This is a genomic window from Rhizobium sp. SU303 (assembly GCF_021052345.1).
Lineage (GTDB): Bacteria > Pseudomonadota > Alphaproteobacteria > Rhizobiales > Rhizobiaceae > Rhizobium > Rhizobium laguerreae.
Window position 1 is genome coordinate 1 of the sequence record NZ_CP088097.1, and the last position, 20,875, is coordinate 20,875.

At 63.1% G+C, this 20,875-nt stretch carries 13 protein-coding genes; 5 read left to right on the plus strand and 8 right to left on the minus strand.

The genetic code is table 11. The features are described from left to right. The 4 genes from repA (at nucleotide 1) to RlegSU303_RS28995 (ending at nucleotide 4,872) form a co-directional block, all read left to right on the plus strand. Nucleotides 1–1,197: a plasmid partitioning protein RepA gene (gene repA, locus RlegSU303_RS28980; RefSeq protein WP_026158356.1), complete on the plus strand. Its 1,197-nt coding sequence runs from the start codon at nucleotides 1–3 to the stop codon at nucleotides 1,195–1,197. Then, nucleotides 1,194–2,189: a plasmid partitioning protein RepB gene (gene repB / locus RlegSU303_RS28985; protein WP_131621334.1), complete on the plus strand. Its 996-nt coding sequence runs from the start codon at nucleotides 1,194–1,196 to the stop codon at nucleotides 2,187–2,189. The genes repA and repB overlap by 4 nt, the downstream gene beginning before the upstream one ends. A gap of 154 nt (nucleotides 2,190–2,343) precedes the next feature. Continuing rightward, a complete protein-coding gene (gene repC, locus RlegSU303_RS28990) occupies nucleotides 2,344–3,558 on the plus strand; it encodes a plasmid replication protein RepC (RefSeq protein ID WP_017957775.1) in 1,215 nt (404 codons plus the stop codon). A gap of 180 nt (nucleotides 3,559–3,738) precedes the next feature. Beyond that, entirely contained in the window at nucleotides 3,739–4,872 is a 1,134-nt protein-coding gene (locus RlegSU303_RS28995; protein WP_017957776.1) for an RHE_PE00001 family protein, read from the plus strand. Nucleotides 4,873–4,992: 120 nt separating this feature from the next. Here the strand turns inward: RlegSU303_RS28995 and RlegSU303_RS29000 are convergent, their stop codons facing one another. Genes RlegSU303_RS29000 through RlegSU303_RS29010 form a run of 3 tightly spaced genes read right to left on the minus strand, consistent with a single transcriptional unit; the run spans nucleotide 4,993 to nucleotide 7,017 of the window. Continuing rightward, nucleotides 4,993–5,703, minus strand: coding sequence for a Bax inhibitor-1/YccA family protein (locus RlegSU303_RS29000; RefSeq protein WP_017957777.1), 711 nt, complete (start codon nucleotides 5,701–5,703; stop codon nucleotides 4,993–4,995). A 20-nt stretch (nucleotides 5,704–5,723) separates the two neighbouring features. Beyond that, the gene (locus tag RlegSU303_RS29005; RefSeq protein WP_017957778.1) at nucleotides 5,724–6,491 is read right to left on the minus strand and encodes an anti-sigma factor family protein; all 768 of its coding nucleotides are present in this window, start codon (nucleotides 6,489–6,491) and stop codon (nucleotides 5,724–5,726) included. Continuing rightward, nucleotides 6,478–7,017 carry a sigma-70 family RNA polymerase sigma factor gene (locus RlegSU303_RS29010; RefSeq protein WP_017957779.1) on the minus strand — a complete coding sequence of 180 codons (540 nt, stop codon included), beginning with the start codon at nucleotides 7,015–7,017 and terminating at the stop codon, nucleotides 6,478–6,480. The genes RlegSU303_RS29005 and RlegSU303_RS29010 overlap by 14 nt, the downstream gene beginning before the upstream one ends. A 186-nt stretch (nucleotides 7,018–7,203) precedes the next feature. Between RlegSU303_RS29010 and RlegSU303_RS29015 the strand changes: the two genes are divergently transcribed. Then, a complete protein-coding gene (locus RlegSU303_RS29015; protein WP_017957780.1) occupies nucleotides 7,204–7,512 on the plus strand; it encodes a hypothetical protein in 309 nt (102 codons plus the stop codon). Nucleotides 7,513–7,547: 35 nt separating this feature from the next. Here the strand turns inward: RlegSU303_RS29015 and cueR are convergent, their stop codons facing one another. The 5 genes from cueR to RlegSU303_RS29040 form a co-directional block, all read right to left on the minus strand. Continuing rightward, nucleotides 7,548–7,937 carry a Cu(I)-responsive transcriptional regulator gene (gene cueR / locus RlegSU303_RS29020; RefSeq protein WP_026158357.1) on the minus strand — a complete coding sequence of 130 codons (390 nt, stop codon included), beginning with the start codon at nucleotides 7,935–7,937 and terminating at the stop codon, nucleotides 7,548–7,550. A 9-nt stretch (nucleotides 7,938–7,946) separates the two neighbouring features. Continuing rightward, nucleotides 7,947–10,472: a heavy metal translocating P-type ATPase gene (locus RlegSU303_RS29025; RefSeq protein WP_231283943.1), complete on the minus strand. Its 2,526-nt coding sequence runs from the start codon at nucleotides 10,470–10,472 to the stop codon at nucleotides 7,947–7,949. Between the two features lie 106 nt (nucleotides 10,473–10,578). Beyond that, nucleotides 10,579–13,188, minus strand: a complete 2,610-nt coding sequence (gene treY, locus RlegSU303_RS29030; RefSeq protein WP_131621344.1) for a malto-oligosyltrehalose synthase — start codon at nucleotides 13,186–13,188, stop codon at nucleotides 10,579–10,581. A 102-nt stretch (nucleotides 13,189–13,290) separates the two neighbouring features. Further along, nucleotides 13,291–15,369: a penicillin-binding protein 1C gene (pbpC, locus tag RlegSU303_RS29035; protein WP_131621346.1), complete on the minus strand. Its 2,079-nt coding sequence runs from the start codon at nucleotides 15,367–15,369 to the stop codon at nucleotides 13,291–13,293. Then, on the minus strand, nucleotides 15,366–20,834 hold the full coding sequence (locus RlegSU303_RS29040) for an alpha-2-macroglobulin family protein (RefSeq protein WP_131621348.1): 5,469 nt from the start codon (nucleotides 20,832–20,834) through the stop codon (nucleotides 15,366–15,368). Before RlegSU303_RS29040 ends, pbpC begins: the two co-directional genes overlap by 4 nt. Nucleotides 20,835–20,875 lie beyond the last annotated feature (41 nt).

Consider the following 20,875-nt stretch of genomic DNA (forward strand, 5'->3'; position numbering starts at 1 on the left):
TTGGACAACATTAGCGTATCGACGACAGATGTACGGATCGAGCGGCATGCGAACCAGCTTTCGCGGCAACTGAAGCTCCTCCGCGACAAGTTGTTTCCGCCGCTCTCGCAAAAGACGCTACGAACATTCTCCTCCGGCGAGGCGGCCCAGATGATCGGCGTCTCGGACGGCTATCTTCGCCAGCTTTCACTGGATGGCAAGGGACCGCAGCCGGATCTTGCCCAGAATGGTCGGCGTTCCTACACACTCGGCCAGATCAACGAATTGCGCCAGTATATGGCGAAGCTCAAGCCGAAGGACGCGCTTTCCTATCAGCCGTGGCGTCGCCCTGGCGAAAAGCTGCAGACGGTTGCCGTCACCAATTTCAAAGGCGGCTCGGCCAAAACAACGACGACGCTCTATCTGGCGCAGTATCTGGCGCTGGCGGGCTACCGGGTGCTTGCGATCGATCTCGATCCGCAGGCTTCGCTCTCCTCCATGCTCGGCGTTCAGCCCGAATTCGATCTTTCCGAGGGCGATACGCTCTATGGCGCAATTCGCTATGATGAGGGCCGCAAGCCGCTGAAAGAGATCGTCCGCAAGACCTATTTCGATGGGCTGGATCTGGTGCCAGGCAATCTCGAACTGATGGAGTTCGAGCATGAGACGCCACGAGCACTGAACGACCGGCAGCGACCCGGCGAGCTGTTCTTCCGTCGCGTTGGCGTCGCCATTGCCGAGGTCGAGGCCGATTACGACATCGTGGTGATCGACTGCCCGCCGCAGCTTGGCTATCTGACGCTTGGCGCCGTCTGCGCGGCAACATCGCTGCTCATCACCATCCATCCGCAAATGGTCGACGTCGCTTCCATGTCGCAGTTCCTGCTGATGACTTCGGATCTGCTTTCTGTCGTGCGCAAGGCCGGCGGCGATCTGCAGCATGACTTCATCAAATATGTCGTCACGCGTCACGAACCCTTCGATGCGCCGCAGTCGCAGATCGTCGCGCTGCTGCGCGGCCTCTTCAGTGATGATGTGTTGACGGCGACCATTCTCAAATCGACGGCGATCGCCGATGTCGGCCTGACCAAGCAGACGCTCTACGAGATCGAGAAGGGGCAGGTGCGCCGCTCGACCTATGACCGGGCGCTGGAATCGGTCAATGCCGCCAATAGCGAGGTTCTCGCCGGTATTCACAAAGCCTGGGGTCGAGCATGAGCAGACGGGATCGCCTGAAAGGTCTTTTCGACGATACGGCCCAGGAGTTGGCCGCGGCCAACTACGAGGAACCGTCTTCGCGCGGATCGGCCGGGCCGGTTCGGACGATGGCGCTGACGCTTGGCCGCATGGAGGAAGAGAGCAGGGCAATGCAGGAGGCTTTGCTCTCCGGTGAACGCATCGTCGAGCTTGATCCCGATCTGATTGATTCCTCCTTCGTCCGTGACCGCCTTGCCGACCAGCCCCTCGATATCGAAGACGAGCTGGTGCATTCGATCGCCGAGAACGGCCAGGAAGTGCCGATCCTCGTTCGCCGCCATCCCAATGATGAGGATCGCTACCAGATCGCCTATGGCCATCGCCGTCTGCAGGCTGTCAAGCTGCTCGGGCTCAAGGTGCAGGCGATCGTCCGCAAGCTCGACGATACCGATGTCGTCATCGCGCAGGGCATCGAGAATTCGGCGCGCCGGAACCTTTCTTATATCGAGCGCGCGGTCTTTGCCCTCAATCTCGAGCTCAAGGGTTTTGAGCGTCCCGTTATCATGAAAGCGCTGTCGACGGACAAGACGGAGCTATCGAAGCTGATATCCGTCGCAAAAGCCATCCCCGCCGAAATCGTCAGCTCGGTCGGAGCCGCGCCTGGCATCGGGCGACGCAGGTGGATGGCGCTTGCCCAGGACTGGAATGGGATGACGGCCGCCCGGCTTGCCAAGCTCATTGCCTCGGGAAGTTTCCTGGCGGAAGAGAGCGACCGCCGTTTCGAGCTTTTGGTTGCTGAGCTCGCCAGGAAAGAGGCGAAACCCGAAACCACGGAATATGACTGGAAGCCGAAGAGCGGCGGCAAGATTGCCGGCCGAATCAAAAGCGCCGGCAATTCCTTCACGATCGCGTTGAAGACCGGCGATGCGCCGGATTTCGGCGCTTACATTTCACGCCGTCTCGATGAGCTTTACGAAGCCTATCGGGCCGGCAAATTGCAAGCAGGAGAGTAGACCGCAAAAGAAAAAAGCCTCCGAACGTTGCCGCCGCGGAAGCCTTTCTCATATCTGGACAATCTGAGAATCGCACTTCCTCGAATCACTGTCAAGCGTCTTCGGCATCCTTTTGGGTGGTAGGTTTCTTTTGCCTTGAAAAAAGGTGAGGGACATGGAGCCTCAATATATATCGACGCCCTTTGGGCGGCGATCGATGACACGTGGCATGCTGGCAAGCCAGGAGAGCGCCAGCAAGGTCGATCCGGACGCATCGGTCGACAAGTGGAAGATATTTCGTGCGCTCTGCGAAGCAAAGGACATGGTCGGCGTATCCGACCGTGCCCTGGCTGTTCTCAACGCGCTATTGACCTTCTACCCGAAGAACGAGATTGCCGAGGCCAACGGCTTCGTCGTCTTTCCCTCAAACGAGCAGCTGTCGCTGCGCACGCATGGCATGGCCGGCACGACGTTGCGGCGGAACCTGGCGATGCTGGTGGAAGCCGGCCTGATCATCCGCCGGGATAGCCCGAACGGCAAACGTTTTGCCCGCCGCAACGGCGAGGGCGGGCTTGGTGAAGCCTTTGGCTTCAGCCTGGCGCCGCTTCTGGTGCGCGCCCACGAGATCGAGGCGCAGGCGGCTCAGGTGATGGCCGCCAAGCTCGAATGGAAGCGCCTGAGGGAGCGCCTGACACTTTGCCGGCGTGACATCACCAAGCTCATCGAGATCGCGCTGGAAGAGGAAATTGCCGGCGAATGGATCGAGATGCAAAAGCATTTCAATCTGCTTTCCGCAAGCCTGCCGCGCCGCCCGTCGGCTGCCGAGATGGAAAGCCTGCTGGCTGATCTCGAAGCTTTCCGGGAATTGATCGTCAAGACGCTGGAATCGAAGTCGAAAACAGAAAAATCAGACGCCAATGATAACCAAAACGGTCGGCACATACATAATTCAAACCCACACCCTATATCTGAACTTGAACCAAGCTTCGAAACGAAGCAGGACGCAAAGCCGGAGGAAGAACCGCAGCCGTGGCGGGAGCCGCCGAAATCCTTCCCCCTTGCCATGGTGCTGCAGGCCTGCCCGGAGATCATCGCTTACGGCCCGGGCGGCGGCATCGGCAGCTGGCGCGATCTGATGGCCGCGGCCGTCATCGTCCGTTCCACTCTTGGCGTCAGCCCCAGCGCCTATCAGCTGGCCTGCGATGTCATGGGGCCGGAAAACGCCGCCACGGTGATCGCCTGCATTCTGGAAAGGGGCGGACAAATCAACTCGGCCGGCGGCTACCTGCGTGACCTGACGCGGCGGGCGGAGCGCGGCGAGTTCTCGCTCGGACCGATGCTGATGGCGCTGATGCGGGCAAATGGTCCGGCGGCGAGGAAAACCGGATGAGCGGCTATGAAAAAGTTTCGCGCCAGCTGCGACGGCTGGAAGCATATGCGGCCGGTCGATCAACCATCTTAACGGCTTCCATTTCCGCAGTTTTGTTGAAATACGCTGTTAACCATGTCATACATGGCGGAAGGAAACACGTGTTTTGCTTCCATTTGTGAAAAACGGTAAAGCTTAACAATGCGCTACGATATCGACGGCACGATGCTTCAAACCCTGCTTCCAGCCCTTGCCGCGGCGGAGGATGCGGTGGCGCGGCTGGACGAGCGGGTGTTGCGCTCGCCGGTCGGCGAGGGATTTGCCGAACGCAGCCATTTCTTCGATGCCGCCGGCGCGCTGTGGGTGGCCGGCGAACTCGTGCATGTCGAGGATCTCGTTTTGCATGATGCGCATATGGATAGCCGCGCTCCCACCCACGAACTGACGATCGCCCATTCCGTGCTGCGGGCACGTCGGCGCATCTGGACAGGCGAACCCTCCTGGGCACTCGGCGTCTCGGGTCTTGCGACGCTGACTGCAACCGGCGGGGAAGGGGAGGGGAAGGTGCCGGACGCGAAGAGCCCCGCAGTTCCGGCCGAGACCGACGAGGAAGGCGAGGATGAGAGCGGCCCGCTCGCTGCCGAGATGGCGGAGATCGATGCGCTTCTTGCCCGCTCGCAGAAGCTGCTCGATATCCATACGGGGAAAACGCCGGCAAGCGAGACGGCTGCCCTTACCCCGGCAAGGCGCAACGAAGATCCTCTCGGCTTGCTCGGTGACGACGAGTGGGACGAGGAACAGCGGCTAGCGGAGTGGCGAAGCGTCCAGCCATTGGCCGATACCTTGCCGCCGGTTCTCGGCGCCATCATCCTCTTCGAAGCCTGGGAAAGGATCGAGCCGTTGCGGCGTCAGCACTGGCTCGGCGGCCTTCTGGTCGCAAGCCATCTACGCGCCCGCGGCAAGGTCGCCTCGCATCTGTTTTCTTTTTACGGCGGGCTGAAGCTGGTGCGCCATGAGCGTCGTCGAGCACGCGATCGCGTCACGCGGCTGCAAGCCTTTCTGGAGGCGATGCATCTGGGCGCTGTGGCCGGCCTCAAGGAAATCGACCGCTTGACCTTGGCGCGCACGCAGATGGAGCTGCGCTTTCGCGGCCGCCGTTCGAACAGCAGCCTGCCGGAGCTTGCCGATTTCATCCTGTCGCGGCCAATGGTCTCGGCGGCGATGATTGCCCGTCATCTGCGCATCACGCCGCGCGGTGCGCTAAACCTCGTCAACGACATCGGCATTCGTGAAATCACCGGCCGGGGGCGCTACCGCGCCTGGGGCATCATTTGAAACGAAAACGGCCGGGCGTTGGCCCGGCCGTTTCCTTTGGGTGAGCACCCAGTCCGCCATCCTGTCACAGACTGCAGACCAGGCGCTCTTGCGCTTCCTTTGCCCCCAGAAGCGCAGTCCCTATTCCCGCTCGCCGGTGAAGTTGAGCAGAAGCTGGAAGATGTTGACGAAGTTCAGATAGAGCGAGAGCGCACCGAAGACGGCAAGCTTCTGGTTCGATTCCTGATCGTAGTTTTCCGAATACTGTTCCTTGATGTTCTGCGTGTCATAGGCGGTGAGGCCGACGAAGACGACGATGCCGATCACCGAGATCGCAAATTGCAGTGCGCTCGAACCCAGGAAGATGTTGACGACTGAGGCGATGATGACGCCGAAGAGGCCCATTATCAGGAACGAGCCCATGCGCGACAGGTCACGCTTGGTCGCATAGCCGTAGAGGCTGGTGGCGCCGAACATCGTCGCGGTGATGAAGAAGGTCCGCGCGATGCTCATCCCGGTGAAGACCAGGAAGACGGAAGCGAGCGACAGGCCCATCACGGCGCAGAAGGCCCAGAAGGTGATCTGAGCGGTGCCGGCTGACATCGTCTGGATCTTGAACGAGAAGAAGAAGACGAAGGCGAGCGGCGCGAGCATCACCACCCACTTCAGCGGCGAGCCGAAGATCGGGACATAAAGTGCCGGCGTCGAGCCAACGACAAAGGCCACCAGGCCCGTGATGACGAGGCCGAGAGCCATATAGTTGTAGACGCGCAGCATGTGCTGGCGCAGGCCCTCGTCGAAGAGGGCTTGGGAGCCGGCGACGGCGCCGTAGCGGGAATTGATCGGGTTCATGCTGATCTCCTCGGTTTGAATTAATAGAGCGAGCGGGCGAGCCGTTCGGCCGCCTGGTCGAGATTGAGACCGCTATCGTCGGCGATCAGCGCATAAGCGACCTCGCCGATCTGCCAATAGGCGGCTTCCGCTTTTTCCAGCGTGAGATGACTGACCGGCTTGACCTCGAAAGCGCCCGGACGGACGGCGAAAAGCGACAGTTGCTTTCCATCCGCTTGTTCGATCGCCATCTCGACGCTGGGACCGAATTCGGACGGGAAGATCTGCACGTCGGCGACCTTCCAATCCCTGGGCAGTTCGGGCATCACAATCGCCGTGGCGGCGCGAATATCGTCGGCGCTATAGGTGGCCGGCGTCTGCGGAGGCATCGATTGGCGCAGCGCCGCGGTCTGATAGGCGCGGACGGCATCCTCGACATAGGCGGGTGCTGGAACCGATGCCACCACCTCGGTCGCCGAGAAGGCGCCGAAGGAATTGTGCGCCACCCAGCCGGCGGCGATCAGAATGCCGACGGCGGCAACGCGCTGCAAGGAATGGAAGATGCGGCCATAGGAAAGGCCACGTTCCAGCCGGCGGGCGGCATCGCGGGTCTCGGGCCGGCCGAAGGCACTTTCGCCGGCAAGCGCCAGGCGCAGTTCGCCCTTCATGCTGAGGTCGGCCATGACCTTAGCGGCAATCGCCGGATGGTCGGAAAGATAGGATTCCACCTGGATGCGACGGGCGACATCGAGCTCGCCATCCACATAGGCGTCGAGATCGGCATCGATGATCGGATCAACTGCTTTCATTGCCGTTCCCTCCGATTAATCTCAGATGCGAAACCCGCGGCGTCTTCTCCTCGAATTCGCGCAGTTGAGCGCGGGCGCGGGAGATGCGCGACATCAGCGTCCCCACTGGAATGCCAAGCGCCTCGGCGGCCTCCTGGTAGGAAAGGTCTTCGATCGCGACGAGCTGCAGCGCCTCGCGCTGTTCCTCCGGCAGGTCGAAGAAGGCGTCGCGCACCTGCTGCAGGCGTACGGCGTGTTCCTGGCCGGCCGGCAGCGACTGCTCGGCTTCGACAGCCGCCTCGTCGTGGCGGCGCGTCAACGACCGGTTCTGGCGAAGACGATCGATATGGGCATTGTGCAGGATGGAGAGCAGCCAGGTGCGCAGGTTGCCGCCGCTGCGGAAGCTTTTCCGCTTCTCGAAGGCGCGCACCAGCGCATCATGCACCAGATCCTCCGCCTCGTCCGAATTGCGCACCAGCGAGCGAGCGTAGCGCCGCAGCGCTGCAAGCTGTCCAATGACATCAAAGGGGCGATCTTTGCGTTCCATGATTGAGTATACGGAAATCCGGTGGATTTTATTCCCGGCGGGCGTAAAAAAATCATGCGGGGCCGAAACCGTCGTCGGATCATCTCAAATATCCCTCTCCAGCGGACGGGCGCCTTAAATCCGCGATTGTTTATGACAATTACATGACAGATCATGGCGCCGCTGATTTGGAGGGGAATAGAAAGAATGAAGGAAAAGAAGCGGGTCTACGAAGCTCTCGTGGACGGCGCCATGGAAGGGCTGACCGATCAGGCGCTCTACGATTTCGTCAAGGCGCGTTGTCCGAAGGCCACCAGCAGGAAGATCGTCCGGGCCTCGCTTCTCGCCCTGACCGATTCTCACCTGAAGGACCGCAATATTCTCGACGTGATCTATGCGCTCGCGATCAAGCATCGGTTGGATGACGGCGTACTGGACGACGGCGAAGACGAGGGCCCCGACGAGCAGCCTCAATCCTCGCAGGCGGCCAACCAGAACATTCCTCAGCTTTCCTGATGCAGATCATCTGAAACGCGACGCCTGCTCTCCGGTCAGCTGCCGTCCGAAAGCTCTTCGAGGATCGGACAGTCCGGCCTGTCGTTGCCGTGGCAGGCATGCACGAGATGCTCGAGCGTGCGGCGCAGTTCCGTCAGTTCGCGGATCTTGCGGTCGATCTCGGCAAGCTTGGTTTCAGCAATATCCTTGACGTCGGCGCTCGCCCGGTCCTTGTCCTCGTAGAGCGCCAGCAATTGACGGCATTCCTCGACGGAAAAGCCGAGGCCGCGCGAGCGCTGTAGGAATCGCAGCTTGTGGATGTCGGTCGCGGCATAGTCGCGATAGCCGTTTCCGCCCCTTTCGGGGCGGATGAGGCCGATGTCCTCGTAGTAGCGGATGGTCTTGGAAGGCAGGCCGGACCGTTCCGATGCTTCGCCGATATTCATCGTCATCACCTATAGTTTTGCAAAGCGCAGTCTCAGCGCATTTGATATCACCGAGACGGAGGACAGGCTCATCGCCGCCGCCGCGATCATCGGCGACAGCAGCAGCCCGAAGATCGGATAGAGCATGCCGGCCGCGACCGGTACGCCGAGCGCGTTGTAGCCGAAGGCGAAGCCGAGGTTCTGGCGGATGTTTCGCATCGTCGCCTCCGCCAGCCGCCGCGCCCTGACGATGCCGTTCAAATCGCCCTTTACCAATGTGATGCCGGCGCTTTCCATCGCGACGTCGGCGCCGGTACCCATGGCGATGCCGACATCGGCGGCGGCAAGCGCCGGCGCGTCGTTGACGCCGTCACCGGCCATGGCGATGATGGCGCCCTTGGTACGCAACTCGTCGATCAGCGCCTTCTTGCCTTCTGGAAGCACGTCGGCGCGCACCTCGTCGATGCCGAGGCTTTTTGCCACCGCACGCGCCGTCCGCTCGTTGTCGCCTGTCGCCATGATGATCTTCAACCCGCTGTCGTGCAGCGCCTTGATGGCGGCTGCTGTCGTCGGCTTGATTCGGTCGGCGACGGCGACAAGACCGGCAAGCGCACCGTCGAACACCACGAACATCACTGTCTTGCCGTCACCGCGCAGCGCTTCGGTCTGCTCGGCGAGTACCGCCGGATCAATGCCGAGATCGGTAAGCATCGCCGCATTGCCAAGCGCCACCGACGTGCCGTCGGCAAGGCCCTGAACGCCCTTACCGGTCTTTGCCTCGAAGCCGCTGACCTCGACGAAGGTGACGCCACGCTCCTCGGCACCGGAAACGATCGCTTCGGCCAGCGGATGTTCGGAGCCGCGCTCCAGGCTTGCCGCCAGCGACAGCAGCCTGTTTTCGCTAACCCCGCCGAAGGCGACGATATCGGTAAGCTTCGGCTTGCCTTCAGTCAGCGTGCCGGTCTTGTCGACGATCAGCGTGTCGACCTTTGAAAAACGCTCCAGCGCTTCGGCGTCCTTGATCAGCACGCCTTCCTGCGCGCCGCGCCCGGTCGCGATCATGATCGACATCGGCGTTGCAAGGCCGAGTGCACAGGGGCAGGCGATGATGAGAACGGCAACGGCGGCAAGCAGCCCATTGGCCATGCTCGGCTCCGGGCCGATCGCGGCCCAGACGATGAAGGCAAGGATGGCGACGGCAACCACCGCCGGCACGAAGACGGCCGAGACCCGGTCAACCGCACCCTGGATCGGCGCCCGCGAGCGTTGCGCCTTGGCGACCATGTCGACGATACGCGACAGCACCGTGTCTGCGCCGACCTTCTCGGCGGCCATGACGAATGTGCCGTTCTTGTTGATCGTGCCGCCGGTCAGCGGGTCGCCCTTCGACTTCTCCAGAGGCAGGGGCTCACCAGTGATCATCGATTCATCGACGGTCGACTGGCCTTCGAGGACGGAGCCGTCCACCGGCACCCGCTCGCCGGGGCGCACGCGGAGGCGATCACCAGGCTGGATCTGGTCCAACGGCACGTCGTTCTCGCTGCCCTCGGCATCGATGCGCCGCGCCGTCTTCGGCGCAAGGTCGAGCAAAGCACGGATTGCCGAGCCGGTACGTTCGCGCGCTTTCAGTTCCAGCACCTGGCCGACGAAAACGAGCGCGACGATGACGGCTGCCGCCTCGAAATAGACCGGTACGGCATCGCCATGGCCTCGGAAGCTCATCGGGAAGATGCCGGGCGCGAGCGTGGCGACGACGCTGTAGACATAGGCGGTGCCGACGCCGAGACCGATCAGTGTCCACATATTCGGGCTGCGGTTGGCAAGCGACGCCAATGCGCGGCGGAAGAAGGGCAGGGCCGCCCAGAGCACCACCGGCGTTGCCAGTAAGAGTTCGATGATGGTCGCCTGCGGCTCGCCGATCGCGTCCCGCAGCGGCAGGCCGAGCATCGGCCCCATGCCGAGCGCCAACAAAGGTATGGCAAGAATGGCGCTCACCCAGAGTCGCCTGATGAAATCGACGAGTTCCGGGTTCGGGCCTTCGTCCTCAGGCGGAATGCCCATCGGCTCCAGCGCCATGCCGCATTTCGGGCAGTCGCCGGGACGATCACTGACGACCTCCGGATGCATCGGGCAGGTATAAAGCGTACCCTTGGGTGCCGGCTGTGCCGCTGGGCGGTTGCCGTTGCGATAGGCTTCTGGGTCGGCTTCGAACTTCGCTTGGCAGGCGGCCGAGCAGAAATAGAATTTCTCGCCGTCGACTTTCAGAAAGTGTTTCGCCGTCGAGCGATCGACGGTCATGCCGCAGACGGGGTCCTTCGCGCTCAGGTAATCCTGCGGCGCAGCCGCAAACTTTGTCCGGCAGCCTTCGGAGCAGAAATGATAGGTGCGGCCGTCATAATCGAGCGAGGGCTTGCCGACCCGGGGGTCGACCGTCATGCCGCAGACAGGATCGCGGATCATGGCGCTTGCAGCCTGCTCCTGTTCATGGCCGCAATGGCAATGATCGTCGCCATCGGCATGACTGTGATGGTGATCGTGTTCGTGCTTGATATGCATGACTATCTCCTGTGCCCGGAGGGGCATTTGGATAGGCTTATGAACCTTCCAGCGACTGGAAGGTCAAGCACTATTTTCATGGACGAGATTTTACGGCGGCTGATCCTCAGATCGGGGTGATCAGCCCGACCGGCTGGCTCCCGAGCAGAGCGGCGACTGAAATGCTGCCCCCGGGCTCGATTGTCTTTCCGGTCACCAGATCGGCCTTCAGACCATGAAGCGGGGAGGGGACGGCAACCGCCGTATCCTCCCAGAATTCCGCACCGGCAAAGAGCACGCCTGGATCGAGCCAGCCGAACATCAGCCGCGGCACCGCGATGATGGCGCAATCATCCTTATGCACCCGGGCAAAGGCAAGCACATGGTCGCGCCGGTTGCCCGTCACCTTCAGCGGCAGATAGTCGCCTCCAGCAAAGAGGTCTGCCTGCCGCTGGCGCAGCTGCAGGCCGATCCCGACGAGGCGCTGCTTCAACGCCGCCGCCTGCAGTTTGGCGATCGGCCCGGATTCGGCCAACCAGGCCGTCAGCGGCTGATGGTCGACCGGCCGGCGGTTGTCGGGATCGACGAGGCTGAAATCAAAGCCCTCCGCACCCTGGTAAATATCGGGAATGCCGGGGGCAGTCAGCTTGAGCAGCGTCTGCGACAGGCTGTTGAGGTAACCCGCCGCGATGAAAGGCTGCAGTACCCTTTCGAAATCCTCGAGAAAGACGTCATTGTCAGGCGAAACCAGTGCCGCAGCATAGGTGGTGACCGCTTCCTCGTAAGCGGCATCCTGTTCTGTCCAGCCGCTGCGCAGTTTCGCCTCGCGCACGGCCTTGACCGCATAATCGGTGAAGCGTGCGCGGAGTTCTTCCGTCTGTCCTCGGTCGAAATCCTCCGGCCAGATGCCGGCCAGGGCCTGATAGAGCATCCATTCGACATTCGGCTCCGGCGCTGCGCCCTCCGGCAGATCCTTCAGCCACGGCCGGTTCATGTCGCGCCAACGCTCGACCGCCTGGGCAAAAACATCCGCGCCCTCGCTCAACGCATAAAGCCTTGCGCGCGCATCCTCGCCGCGTTTGGTGTCGTGGGTGGCGCTTGCCGAAAGCCCATGCGGCTGCAGCCGCGCCCGTTCGGCCATGCGGCGGTGGAATTCCTCCGGGCCGCCAGGCGCCTTGCCCGGTTCGCCGCCGACTTCGTTTGCGGCAAGCAGCCTGTTATAGCGGTAGAACAGCGTATCTTCCGTCGCCTTCGCCATCACCGGCCCGCTCAATTGCTGGAAGCGGATACGGAAGTCATGGGCCGCGTCACCTTCGACCTTGCCTTCGAGAAGCTTCAGCACATGGTCGCATGCACGCCGATCGTCGAGCTGCGCCATGGCTTGCGACGCGGTTGCCGCAAGCACCGCTGAATCCTGCCAGGAAAGCGGTCCGCCGTCGCCATAGGTGCGGTAGACGGGAAAGGCGATCAGCAACTCGCTGAGCGCGGTGGCGATCTCGCCTCTCTTCACCTCGGGAAAGATGCCTGCTGCGATCGACACCAGCCTGTCGGTCTCGCCGGCGAAATTGCGTTCGATCATCAGTCGCTTGGCAATTCGCCGACCCTCCTCGAGATCGCCCGTCTCACCGGCGACGCCGCGATAGGCATCGTCTAATATGCGCAGACCGGCGCCGTCGATGAACAACTCGCCCAGCGCGGCGATGAATTCATATCCCGTGGTGCCGGCGACCGGCCAGCTCTCCGGCAGGACCTCGCCGGTTCCCAGGATCTTTTCCACGACGATATAGGTGTCCGGTCCGGCAGCCTCCCGCAGCCTGTCGAGATAGGCCGTGGGTTCGGCGAGCCCGTCGACATGATCGATACGCAGGCCCTGCACCTTGCCATGGCGCACCAGTTCGATCACCAGCCGGTGCATGTCCTCGAACACGGGGGGATCTTCAACGCGGATGCCGACCAGTCCGGTCACCTCGAAAAAGCGGCGATAGCTCAGATGTCGTGCCGCCTCCTTCCAGTGAGTCAGCCGCCAATGCTGTGCCTCATGCAGGCTTCTGACGAAATCGCGATCGGCCGAGACCTCTTCGAGTTTTTGCCGGAGCACGGCCCGATCGCCGCCTTCGAAGAGAATGTCACGCATCGCGCGGTTGAAATTCTCGCCCGAGGTGACCGCTCCAGCCTCCGCCATTCGCGTTGCTACCGGATCGTCGAGCCGGTTTGCGATCGCTCCGTAACTCCCGGGGTTGAGTGGCAACAGCGTCTCGAAATAACCGAAGGCGAAGTTACCGTGCGTTTCGTCGAGCGTGATGCGCAGTTCGCCGTCGGCCAGTGCTCCCTCGAAGTCCTGGCCGAGCTGCGGCAGGGTCAGCGGCTCGCTCCAGTCGATGTCGAAGTGGTTGAAATAGGCGCTTTGCCGGCCAAATGTCAGCACGTCGCGCCACCAGCCGTTTTCCGGCGAGGCCGCCATGTGGTTCGGGACGATGTCGACGACCAGCCCCATGCCTGCCGAGGCCAGGCGTTCCGTCAACCGTTCGAATCCTGCCCGGCCGCCGAGCGCCGGGTCGATCTCGTTGGCGTCGGTGACGTCATAGCCATGGGTCGAGCCGCTGACGGCGGTGAAGATCGGCGAGGCGTAGAGGTGGCTGATGCCGAGCGTCTTGAGGTAGGGGACGAGGTCGCAGGCGCGATCGAAGGTCATGCCGTTGCGGAATTGTATCCGGTAGGTCGCTGTCGGAAGTGTCATGGGGCCGTCTGACGTTGGAAGGAGATTGTCCCCAACGGTTGCAGCGCGGCTTTTGTTCCTTACCGCGAGGGGTGTCTTTTCAGACGCGCAAAGAACGATGCTTCAGTCGATGAAAACGCCGACGCTTGCGGCGCGTCCGGCCGAGTCGATGACGGTGAGTTTCGAGTAGCCGCCGCCATCGGGCAGCCATTGCTGGGTGCGCCGGCGGGAGAGGTCGGGCAGCGGCTTGCCGTTGGCAAGCCAGCGGAACGGCGCGCGGCCGCCCTGAAGCTTCAGCATTAGGGGTGACGGGTTGCCTTGCCCAGCGCCAAGATCGACATGCGCGCCTTCGGGCGGATAGATGATCTGCGGTGCGGCCTCGCGGCCGGAGGCGAGCAGGCCGCTGGCATTGAGGGCGAAACGCCGCTGACTGATCGGCAGCTCGGACTGGGCGATGCGTACGGCGCCCGCAGGCGGGCGTGGCAGCGGCGTCGTCGCGATGCCTGATTTGGCGAAACCTTCAAACAGGATGGGTGCTGCGGTACCATAACCGGTCAAGCCCGGCACGGCGCTATTGTCGGGCCGTCCGACCCAGACGCCGAGCACATAGCGCCCATCATAGCCGACTGACCAGGCATCGCGGTAGCCGTAGCTCGTGCCGGTCTTGTAGGCGATGCCGCGCTGCGGCGCGCCGGCAGGCGGAATGACGCCGGAGAGAATATCGGCGACGTTCCAGACTGCGACCGGTTCCAGCAGCGGTTCACCGTCGAGCTTGGCCGGTTCGCCGGTGACGCCATCGCCTAGCCTAACCGGCTGACCGCGGTTGGCGAGCGCCGTATAGAGCTGCACCAGATCCTTCAGGGTTATGCCGACGCCGCCAAGCCCGATCGCAAGCCCCGGCGCCTCGTTCGGCGGCAGGACCGGGTGTACTTCGGCGCGGCGGAAGCGCACCATCAGCCGTGACGGCCCGACGGCATCGAGCAGCTTGACGGCCGGCACGTTCAGCGAAAGCTGCAGCGCCTCGCGCACGGTGACGTCGCCCTGATAGCTCATGTCGAAATTGCGCGGCCGGTAGCCGAAGAAATCGGCGGGCCGGTCTTCGATGATCGTCTCCTGGGACACCAGGCCCTGCTCGAAGGCCAGCCCATAGATGAAGGGCTTCAGGGTCGAGCCCGGCGAGCGATTGACGCGCGTCATGTCGATCCAGCCGGAGCGGCTGGCATCGAAATAATCGGCCGAGCCGACCTCGCCGACGATCGCGCCGGTTTGCGCATCGGCCATTATCATGGCGAGCGAAAGCTTCGGCCCGAGCTTCATGGCCGCTGCCCGCGCAACCGCCTCCAGCCCTTGCTGCACCTGTTTCCTCAGCGTCGTCTGATGCTTGAGAATCGTCGGCTCCTTGCGAAGTGCGGCTTCGGCGACATGGGCGGCAAGTGCCGGCAACTGCATGCGCCGGGCCGGGATCGCGACACCCTCGGCCCGTTCGGCTTCACCGTCGCCAACCGCCTCGGCGACCGCCACGCGGTCGAGCACACGCTTGCGTGCGGCCTCGGCCGCCTTGAGATTGCGGTCTGGCCGGCGCCGTTCCGGCAATTGCGGCAGGGCGACGAGCAGCGCCGCCTCGGCGACCGTCAGACGCCGCGGTTCCTTGCCGAAATAGGCAAGGCTTGCGGCGCGCACGCCTTCCAGATTGCCGCCATAGGGCGCATGCGTCAGATAAAGGTCGAGGATCTCTTCCTTCGACAGCCGCCGCTCGATCTGCACGGCGCGCACCAATTGCAAGAGCTTTGCCGAAAGCGAGCGCCCTTCGCGCGGCTCGATCAGCCGCGCCACCTGCATTGACAGCGTCGAGGCGCCGGAAACGATGCGGCCGTTGCCGACCAATTGCGCGGCAGCGCGCCCGAGCGCCCAGGGGTCGATGCCGCCGTGATCGTAGAAACGCTGGTCCTCATAGGCGATCAGCATGCGCAGGAATTGCGGATCGACCTCGGGGACCGTCGTCTTCAGCCGCCAGCGGCCTTCCGACGTCGCAAAGGCACGCAACAATTGCCCATCGGCATCCAGCACTTCGGCAGACACGGCATTTGCCCTGTCCAGTGGTGGCGGAAAGGCCTTGTCGGCGGCATCGAGCGCAAAGAGAGCCGCGCCGGCAAGAATGATGCCGGCAGCCAACCCGATCGCAAACTTGTGCCGCCGCCTCATGGTTGCGCCGTCACGACCTCCATCTTGCCTGTTGCCGTGCGGGCCGAAAGCTCCGGCCGGTACATATCCTCGACGTTTGCGGCCGGATGGTCGTAGGTGCCGGGGGTGACGGCGCGCACGACATAGGCGACGTTGAATTCGCGGTTGTCGCCTGCTGCACGGTTGAAGGCGGCAACGAAGCGGTCGTAGCGGAATTCGGTATGGGCAGCGGAGATCTCGCCGATCCAGTCGAAATTCGTCATCTGGGCGCTGTCGACGAGGTTAGGATTGTCGATCTCGAAGCCGGCGGGCAGAAGGTCGGTAATGACGATGCGCGACGGCCAGTCATTGGTTTCGCGCACATGGATGACGACGACGTAGCGTTCGTTCTGCTTCGCCTCGCTGACATTCGCCTGCTCGCCGTCGAGCGTGTAATAGGTCCGCTCGATGATGAAGCCGTCGCCGCCGGCCGGCAGCGGCACTGTCGGGGCGGCAACGGTGGTGACCACCGCCGAGACCGTGTCGTTGGTCTGGTTGGTCAGCGTCAGCGGATGGCCAGCCAGGGCATCGCCGGTCATGCGTGCCATGTAGGCACCGGTGTGCGCGGCGCCATTGACATCGACCTTCAGGCCATCGTCACCGCCCTGGATGGCGCGCGCGGCGAGCAGCATCCAGGCCTCTTCCTGCGTGCTCTTGTATTTGCTGCGCTGCCATTCCTTGCCGACCGCCTTGGCAAGTTCGGGGATGACGGGCGGCACCGGCCGGCTTTCGGCGGCAAGCGCCAGGATCGCCGCGCCGTCGCGCAGGATCGTGCCGTAATCGGTGCGCGACAGGTTCACGCGCGACACCATCGACTGCTCCGACATCTGCAGCGCGTCGAGGAAAATATTCTTCGAACGCTGCGCATCGCCGTAGAGCGCCAGCGCGGCGGCGATATGCGCCTTGGCGAGCGGCGTCGGGAAGTCGTTGATCATCGTATCGGCATAGTAACGCAGATCGCTGATCGCGGCCTTCTTGTTGCGGGCAAGGACGTAGATGGCATAGGCGATCTGGTCGCCCTGGCCCTTGATGTCGGTGGTGTAGGACAACGTGTTCTGCAGGTTTTCGAGCGCCTGCACGAAAGCCCTTTCCGGCACGTCGAATTTCATTTCGCGGGCCCGTGTCAGGAAATCGGTGACATAGGAATCGAGCCAGACATCGCCCGAATCCGGCCCCCAGAGGCCGAAGCTGCCGGCCGAGGCCTGATAGGAGAGCACGCGGTAGATCGCATCCTGCACGCGCTTCTTCACATCATCATCGTTTGCCATGCCGGCCTGCTTCGCCACCTCGGCGAGGTAGAGCAGCGGCAGCGCCCGGCTGGTGGTCTGCTCGGCGCAGCCGAGGGGATAGCGGTCGAGCGTCATCAGCAGGGCCGGGATATCGAAGGCGGCCGAACGGGTGACGTTGACGCTGATCGAGGCGCCGGGCAGCACACTGTCGGCGAGCAGGTTCTTGTCGACGGTGAGCTTTGCCCCCGGCTTCAGCGCCAGCACCCTACGTTCGGTGATCGGCAAGGAGGCCGGGCGCACCGGCACGTCGATCGTCTGGTCGAGCGAAAGGCCGGAAGCGTCGGAGAGGTTGATCGAGACGCTGCCGGCGCCCGGCTGTTTGCCGATGAGCGAAAGCGTCAGCTCGGATTTCGCGGCGGCCTCAAGGCGGATCGTCTGCGAGGCGGATGCCTGCTCAATGCCGACCGCGTCATTGCCGGTCAGCTGCAGCTTGTAATCGCCGGCCGGTGCATCGGTATTGGCGATGTCGAGGCGCAGATTGGCCTTGTCGCCGGGGGAGAGGAACTTCGGCAGGCTTGCGGTCACCACGACAGGATCGCGGATGATGACATCCTTGACGCCGTGGCCGACGCCTGATTTCGACCAGGCGACCGCCATGACGCGTGCCGTGCCGTTGAACTGCGGGATGTCGAAGGAGACATTGGCCTTGCCTTCGGCGTCGAGCCTCACCGGCCCGGAGAAGAATGCGACGAGCTTCTGCGTCGGCGGGCTTGCCTGCAGCGCGATGGCACCGCCATCACCGCCGGTCCGAAGCTTACCGGTCGCACCCAGCGAGCCATCGATCAGGCGGCCATAGAGGTCGCGGATTTCAAGGCCGAGCTGGCGCTGGCCGAAATACCAGTCCTCCGGGTTCGGCGGTTCGTAGCGCGTCAGGTTGAGAATGCCGACATCGACGGCGGCTACCGTCACATAGGCGTCCTCGTTGGCGCCGGCGCCTGCCACCTGCAGGCCAATGTTCAGTGGCCCGCGCGGCAGCATCTTTTCAGGCGTGTCGAGCGTTACCTGCAGCGCGCGCTGTTCGGGGTCGACTTTCAGCCATTTGATGCCGATCGAGCGCATCGGCATATGGCTGTCCTGGGCGTCGCCGGGACGGAAGAGCGTGGCGGTCACATAGGCGCCGGCACCCCAATCAGCCGTGACGGGGATATCGACCTCGCCGCCGGTCTCGCCGATCGTGGCGTTCTGCACGGCAACCAGCTTTTCGGTTCCTGATGTCACCATCAGTTCGCCGCCATGGCGCGAGGTGACTTTCAGCTTGGCGGTTTCACCGATCTTGTAACTGTCCTTGTCGAGGGCGATTTCCAGCCCATCGGGCGTTTCGGTCGAGGTCGAGCTCACGAACCAGCCGGCGTCGAGTTCGACGCTGGAGGTCGGACCGTCCGCATCGGGGCTTTCCACTTCGAGGCGATAGCGGCCCCAGCCCACCGGCACGGAGATCTTGCCGCCGTCCATCGTCGCGTCGACGCTGCCGTTGGAGACCTGCTCGGCGGTATAGACCGGCTCATATTTCCATGCCGTTCCCTCGCGATACCATTGGTACTCACGGTTGAGGCTGTAGAATTTCCAGCGCAGGCCCTTCGCCTCCTGCTTCTGTCCATCGGCATTGACGCCGATCACCGTGAAGTTGGCGATCGAGTTCTCCGGCAGGTCGTCGGAAAATTCCGGCTTGATGCCGATCGACGCGCGCTCGTTCTTCACCGGAATGGTCAGCGTGCGCTCGATGGCGCGCCCACCCGCCTCCTGCATGCGCATATAGACCGTGGCGTTGAGCAGTTGCGTCGTTGCCGGCAGTTCGCTGATGGTGAGATCCGTCGAGGCTTCGCCATTCTCGTCGAGTTCCGGCAGGCCGCCGATCGGCAGGCGCGAATCCTCGCTCGCCTCTTCGTCGGCAAGCCCGAAGAGGAAGCCTTTATAGGCCGCGCTCTCGCGCGTCGGCTTGACGACGACGTCGCCTTCGAGCGTCAGGCCGGAGGCCGGCGCGCCGTAGAGATATCGGCCCGATACCGTGATCGTCGCCGGTGTGTCCGGACCGACTTCCTTGGCCTCGGTCTTGATCTCCATCTCGGTGCGATCGGGCACGAAATCGTCGACCAGGAAACTCTTGGTGGCGATCGCGCTGCCCTTGGGATCGGTATAGATGTTCATCGTCCAGGTGCCGCGCATGGCGTTTTCCTGGGTCGGGAAATCGACGGTATAGCCGCCGAGATTGCTGGTCTGGCTGACGATCCGCCGGTCCTCGACACCGTCGGGGCGGCTGAAGATGAAGGTGAGCGGCAGGTTCTCGATGGCGTTGCCATCGGTGTCGCGGGCGAGCGCCTGCGCATGCACCGTCTCGCCGGCACGGTAGATGCCGCGTTCGGTAAACGTCAGCACGTCGATCGCGCCGGGTGCCGCGCGACCCGTCACGCCGCGGTCGGAAAGGTCGAAGCCGGCGCGCGTCATGTCGAGGAAGACGTAGTCCGAGGTGCCGTTCCTGGCGGCAATGACGGCGGGCGTCAACGCCGCCGTGCCGCGGATCAGGCCGGCGGTGAAGGTGGCGCGGCCGTTCGCGTCTGTTGTCGCGGTGCCGAGCACCTCATTGTTCTTGGCAAGCAGCTGCAGCTCGACGCCTGATATCGGCTTGGCCGAGGCGAGCGAGCGGGTAAAGACGTTGAGCCCGTCCGTGCCGGCATAGGTGGTGACGCCGATATCGGAGACCAGGAACCATTGCGTCGCCTGCGAATCCCACTCCTGCGCCGGGCCGTTTGCCGCCGTTGCGGTCATCACATAGATGCCGGGCTTACGTTCGGGCAGCGCCTCGTCGACCGGGAAGCTGGTGACGATGTCCTTGTTGAGCTCGTTGGCGATATCGATCGAGCCCTGCCAGACGAGTTCGCCGTTCTGATCCTGGATGTTCTGGGCGCTGTAGCCGTCGAGCTGGCTCAGGAACTGCGAATTGGTCAGCAGCGGCGCGATGGCACGATCGCCGATGCGGTAGAGTTTCAAGTTGGCCGAGGTCATGTTGACCGAGACGATCGGGATGCCGCGGCGCGCCGTCGAGGGCAGCACGAAGCTGTCGCCGGTGAAACGCACCATCTGGCTGCGGTCCTTGATATAGACGTCGATGCTGACAGGTGCTTCGAGCACCTCGTCGACTGATGACGGCAGGCCCGTACGGAAGGCGATCTTGTAGGTCTGGCCATGCGTCAGCCCCTCGACGCAGATCTGCTTGTTCTTGGTTTCCAGCGCCTTCGGCGCTTCGCCGTTCAGCATCACGAAGGGCGTGTAGTCGGTGGTTTTGACCAGCGCCTCGGAGAAGGTGACGCAGGCACGCGGCGTGGCGCTGTCGGCATCGACCGTGTGTTCGGTGACGCGGAAGCCCTGCGTCGATTTCAGCTGCAGGTAGGCCGCCTGCACATCCTTGGCACCGACAAGCGCCAGGCTCGCCTTGTAGGCGTCGAGCGCCGGGCGGTAATTGGCATTCCGCTCCAGCGCAGTGGCGAGCACGGCGAGCGCCTCGGCGCGTTTGGAGGTGGTGCGCGTCAGCTCGTAACCGTTCAGCGCGTCGACCACCGCCTGTCCCGTCGTGCTACTCTCGGCGCTGCCGAGCGAGGCTGCTGCGCGGGCGGTTTCGAGCCAGAGATCGGCGTCGTCAGGTGTGATCGACAGCGCACCATGGAAGGACTTCAGCGCGTCGGCCAGATTGTTGGCGGTGAGGTCGAGGCGGGCGTTGGCCGTCAGGCTCTCGACGCCCTGGCCCTGCTGGTCGTCGGCGAGGGCGAGATTGTCCTTGAAGTCGTGGGCCTGCTGGATGAGATCGTTCGTCAGGAAGGTCAGGCGCGGCGCAGCACCTATATCCCGCTCCTGCTGGCCGGCCGTTTCGACGATCTTGCCGGCGATGGCGCCGGGGAAGGCGTTCATCGTCTTGAAATCGGATTTCAGGAAGCACCATTTCACCTTGGGATTGTAGGTGAAGGCCTTGCAGCTCTTGTCGCCGATGCAGGAGGTCTTGCACTGATCGAGCGAGACGTTCTGCTCGGTGCGAAGATCGAAGCCGAAGAAATCGGCGTCCTTGATCGTCTGGATGTCGCGCTTGGTGTCCGCAGCGACGGAGGGAAAGCTGATGGCGATCATGGAAAATGCGATTGTCGCGAAAGCAAAGAACGAGCGCACGGACATAGGTTCCCCCCGGAAATGCTGGCTCTGACCGGCGGGCACTG

What these genes read in the sequence shown, in the direction of transcription:
- repB (WP_131621334.1), top strand. Translation starts at nt 1,194, where the DNA reads ATGAGCAGACGGGATCGCCTGAAAGGTCTTTTCGACGATACGGCCCAG.
- repC (WP_017957775.1), top strand. Translation starts at nt 2,344, where the DNA reads ATGGAGCCTCAATATATATCGACGCCCTTTGGGCGGCGATCGATGACA.
- RlegSU303_RS28995 (WP_017957776.1), top strand. Translation starts at nt 3,739, where the DNA reads ATGCGCTACGATATCGACGGCACGATGCTTCAAACCCTGCTTCCAGCC.
- RlegSU303_RS29000 (WP_017957777.1), bottom strand. Translation starts at nt 5,703, where the DNA reads ATGAACCCGATCAATTCCCGCTACGGCGCCGTCGCCGGCTCCCAAGCC.
- RlegSU303_RS29005 (WP_017957778.1), bottom strand. Translation starts at nt 6,491, where the DNA reads ATGAAAGCAGTTGATCCGATCATCGATGCCGATCTCGACGCCTATGTG.
- RlegSU303_RS29010 (WP_017957779.1), bottom strand. Translation starts at nt 7,017, where the DNA reads ATGGAACGCAAAGATCGCCCCTTTGATGTCATTGGACAGCTTGCAGCG.
- RlegSU303_RS29015 (WP_017957780.1), top strand. Translation starts at nt 7,204, where the DNA reads ATGAAGGAAAAGAAGCGGGTCTACGAAGCTCTCGTGGACGGCGCCATG.
- cueR (WP_026158357.1), bottom strand. Translation starts at nt 7,937, where the DNA reads ATGAATATCGGCGAAGCATCGGAACGGTCCGGCCTGCCTTCCAAGACC.
- RlegSU303_RS29025 (WP_231283943.1), bottom strand. Translation starts at nt 10,472, where the DNA reads ATGCATATCAAGCACGAACACGATCACCATCACAGTCATGCCGATGGC.
- treY (WP_131621344.1), bottom strand. Translation starts at nt 13,188, where the DNA reads ATGACACTTCCGACAGCGACCTACCGGATACAATTCCGCAACGGCATG.
- pbpC (WP_131621346.1), bottom strand. Translation starts at nt 15,369, where the DNA reads ATGAGGCGGCGGCACAAGTTTGCGATCGGGTTGGCTGCCGGCATCATT.
- RlegSU303_RS29040 (WP_131621348.1), bottom strand. Translation starts at nt 20,834, where the DNA reads ATGTCCGTGCGCTCGTTCTTTGCTTTCGCGACAATCGCATTTTCCATG.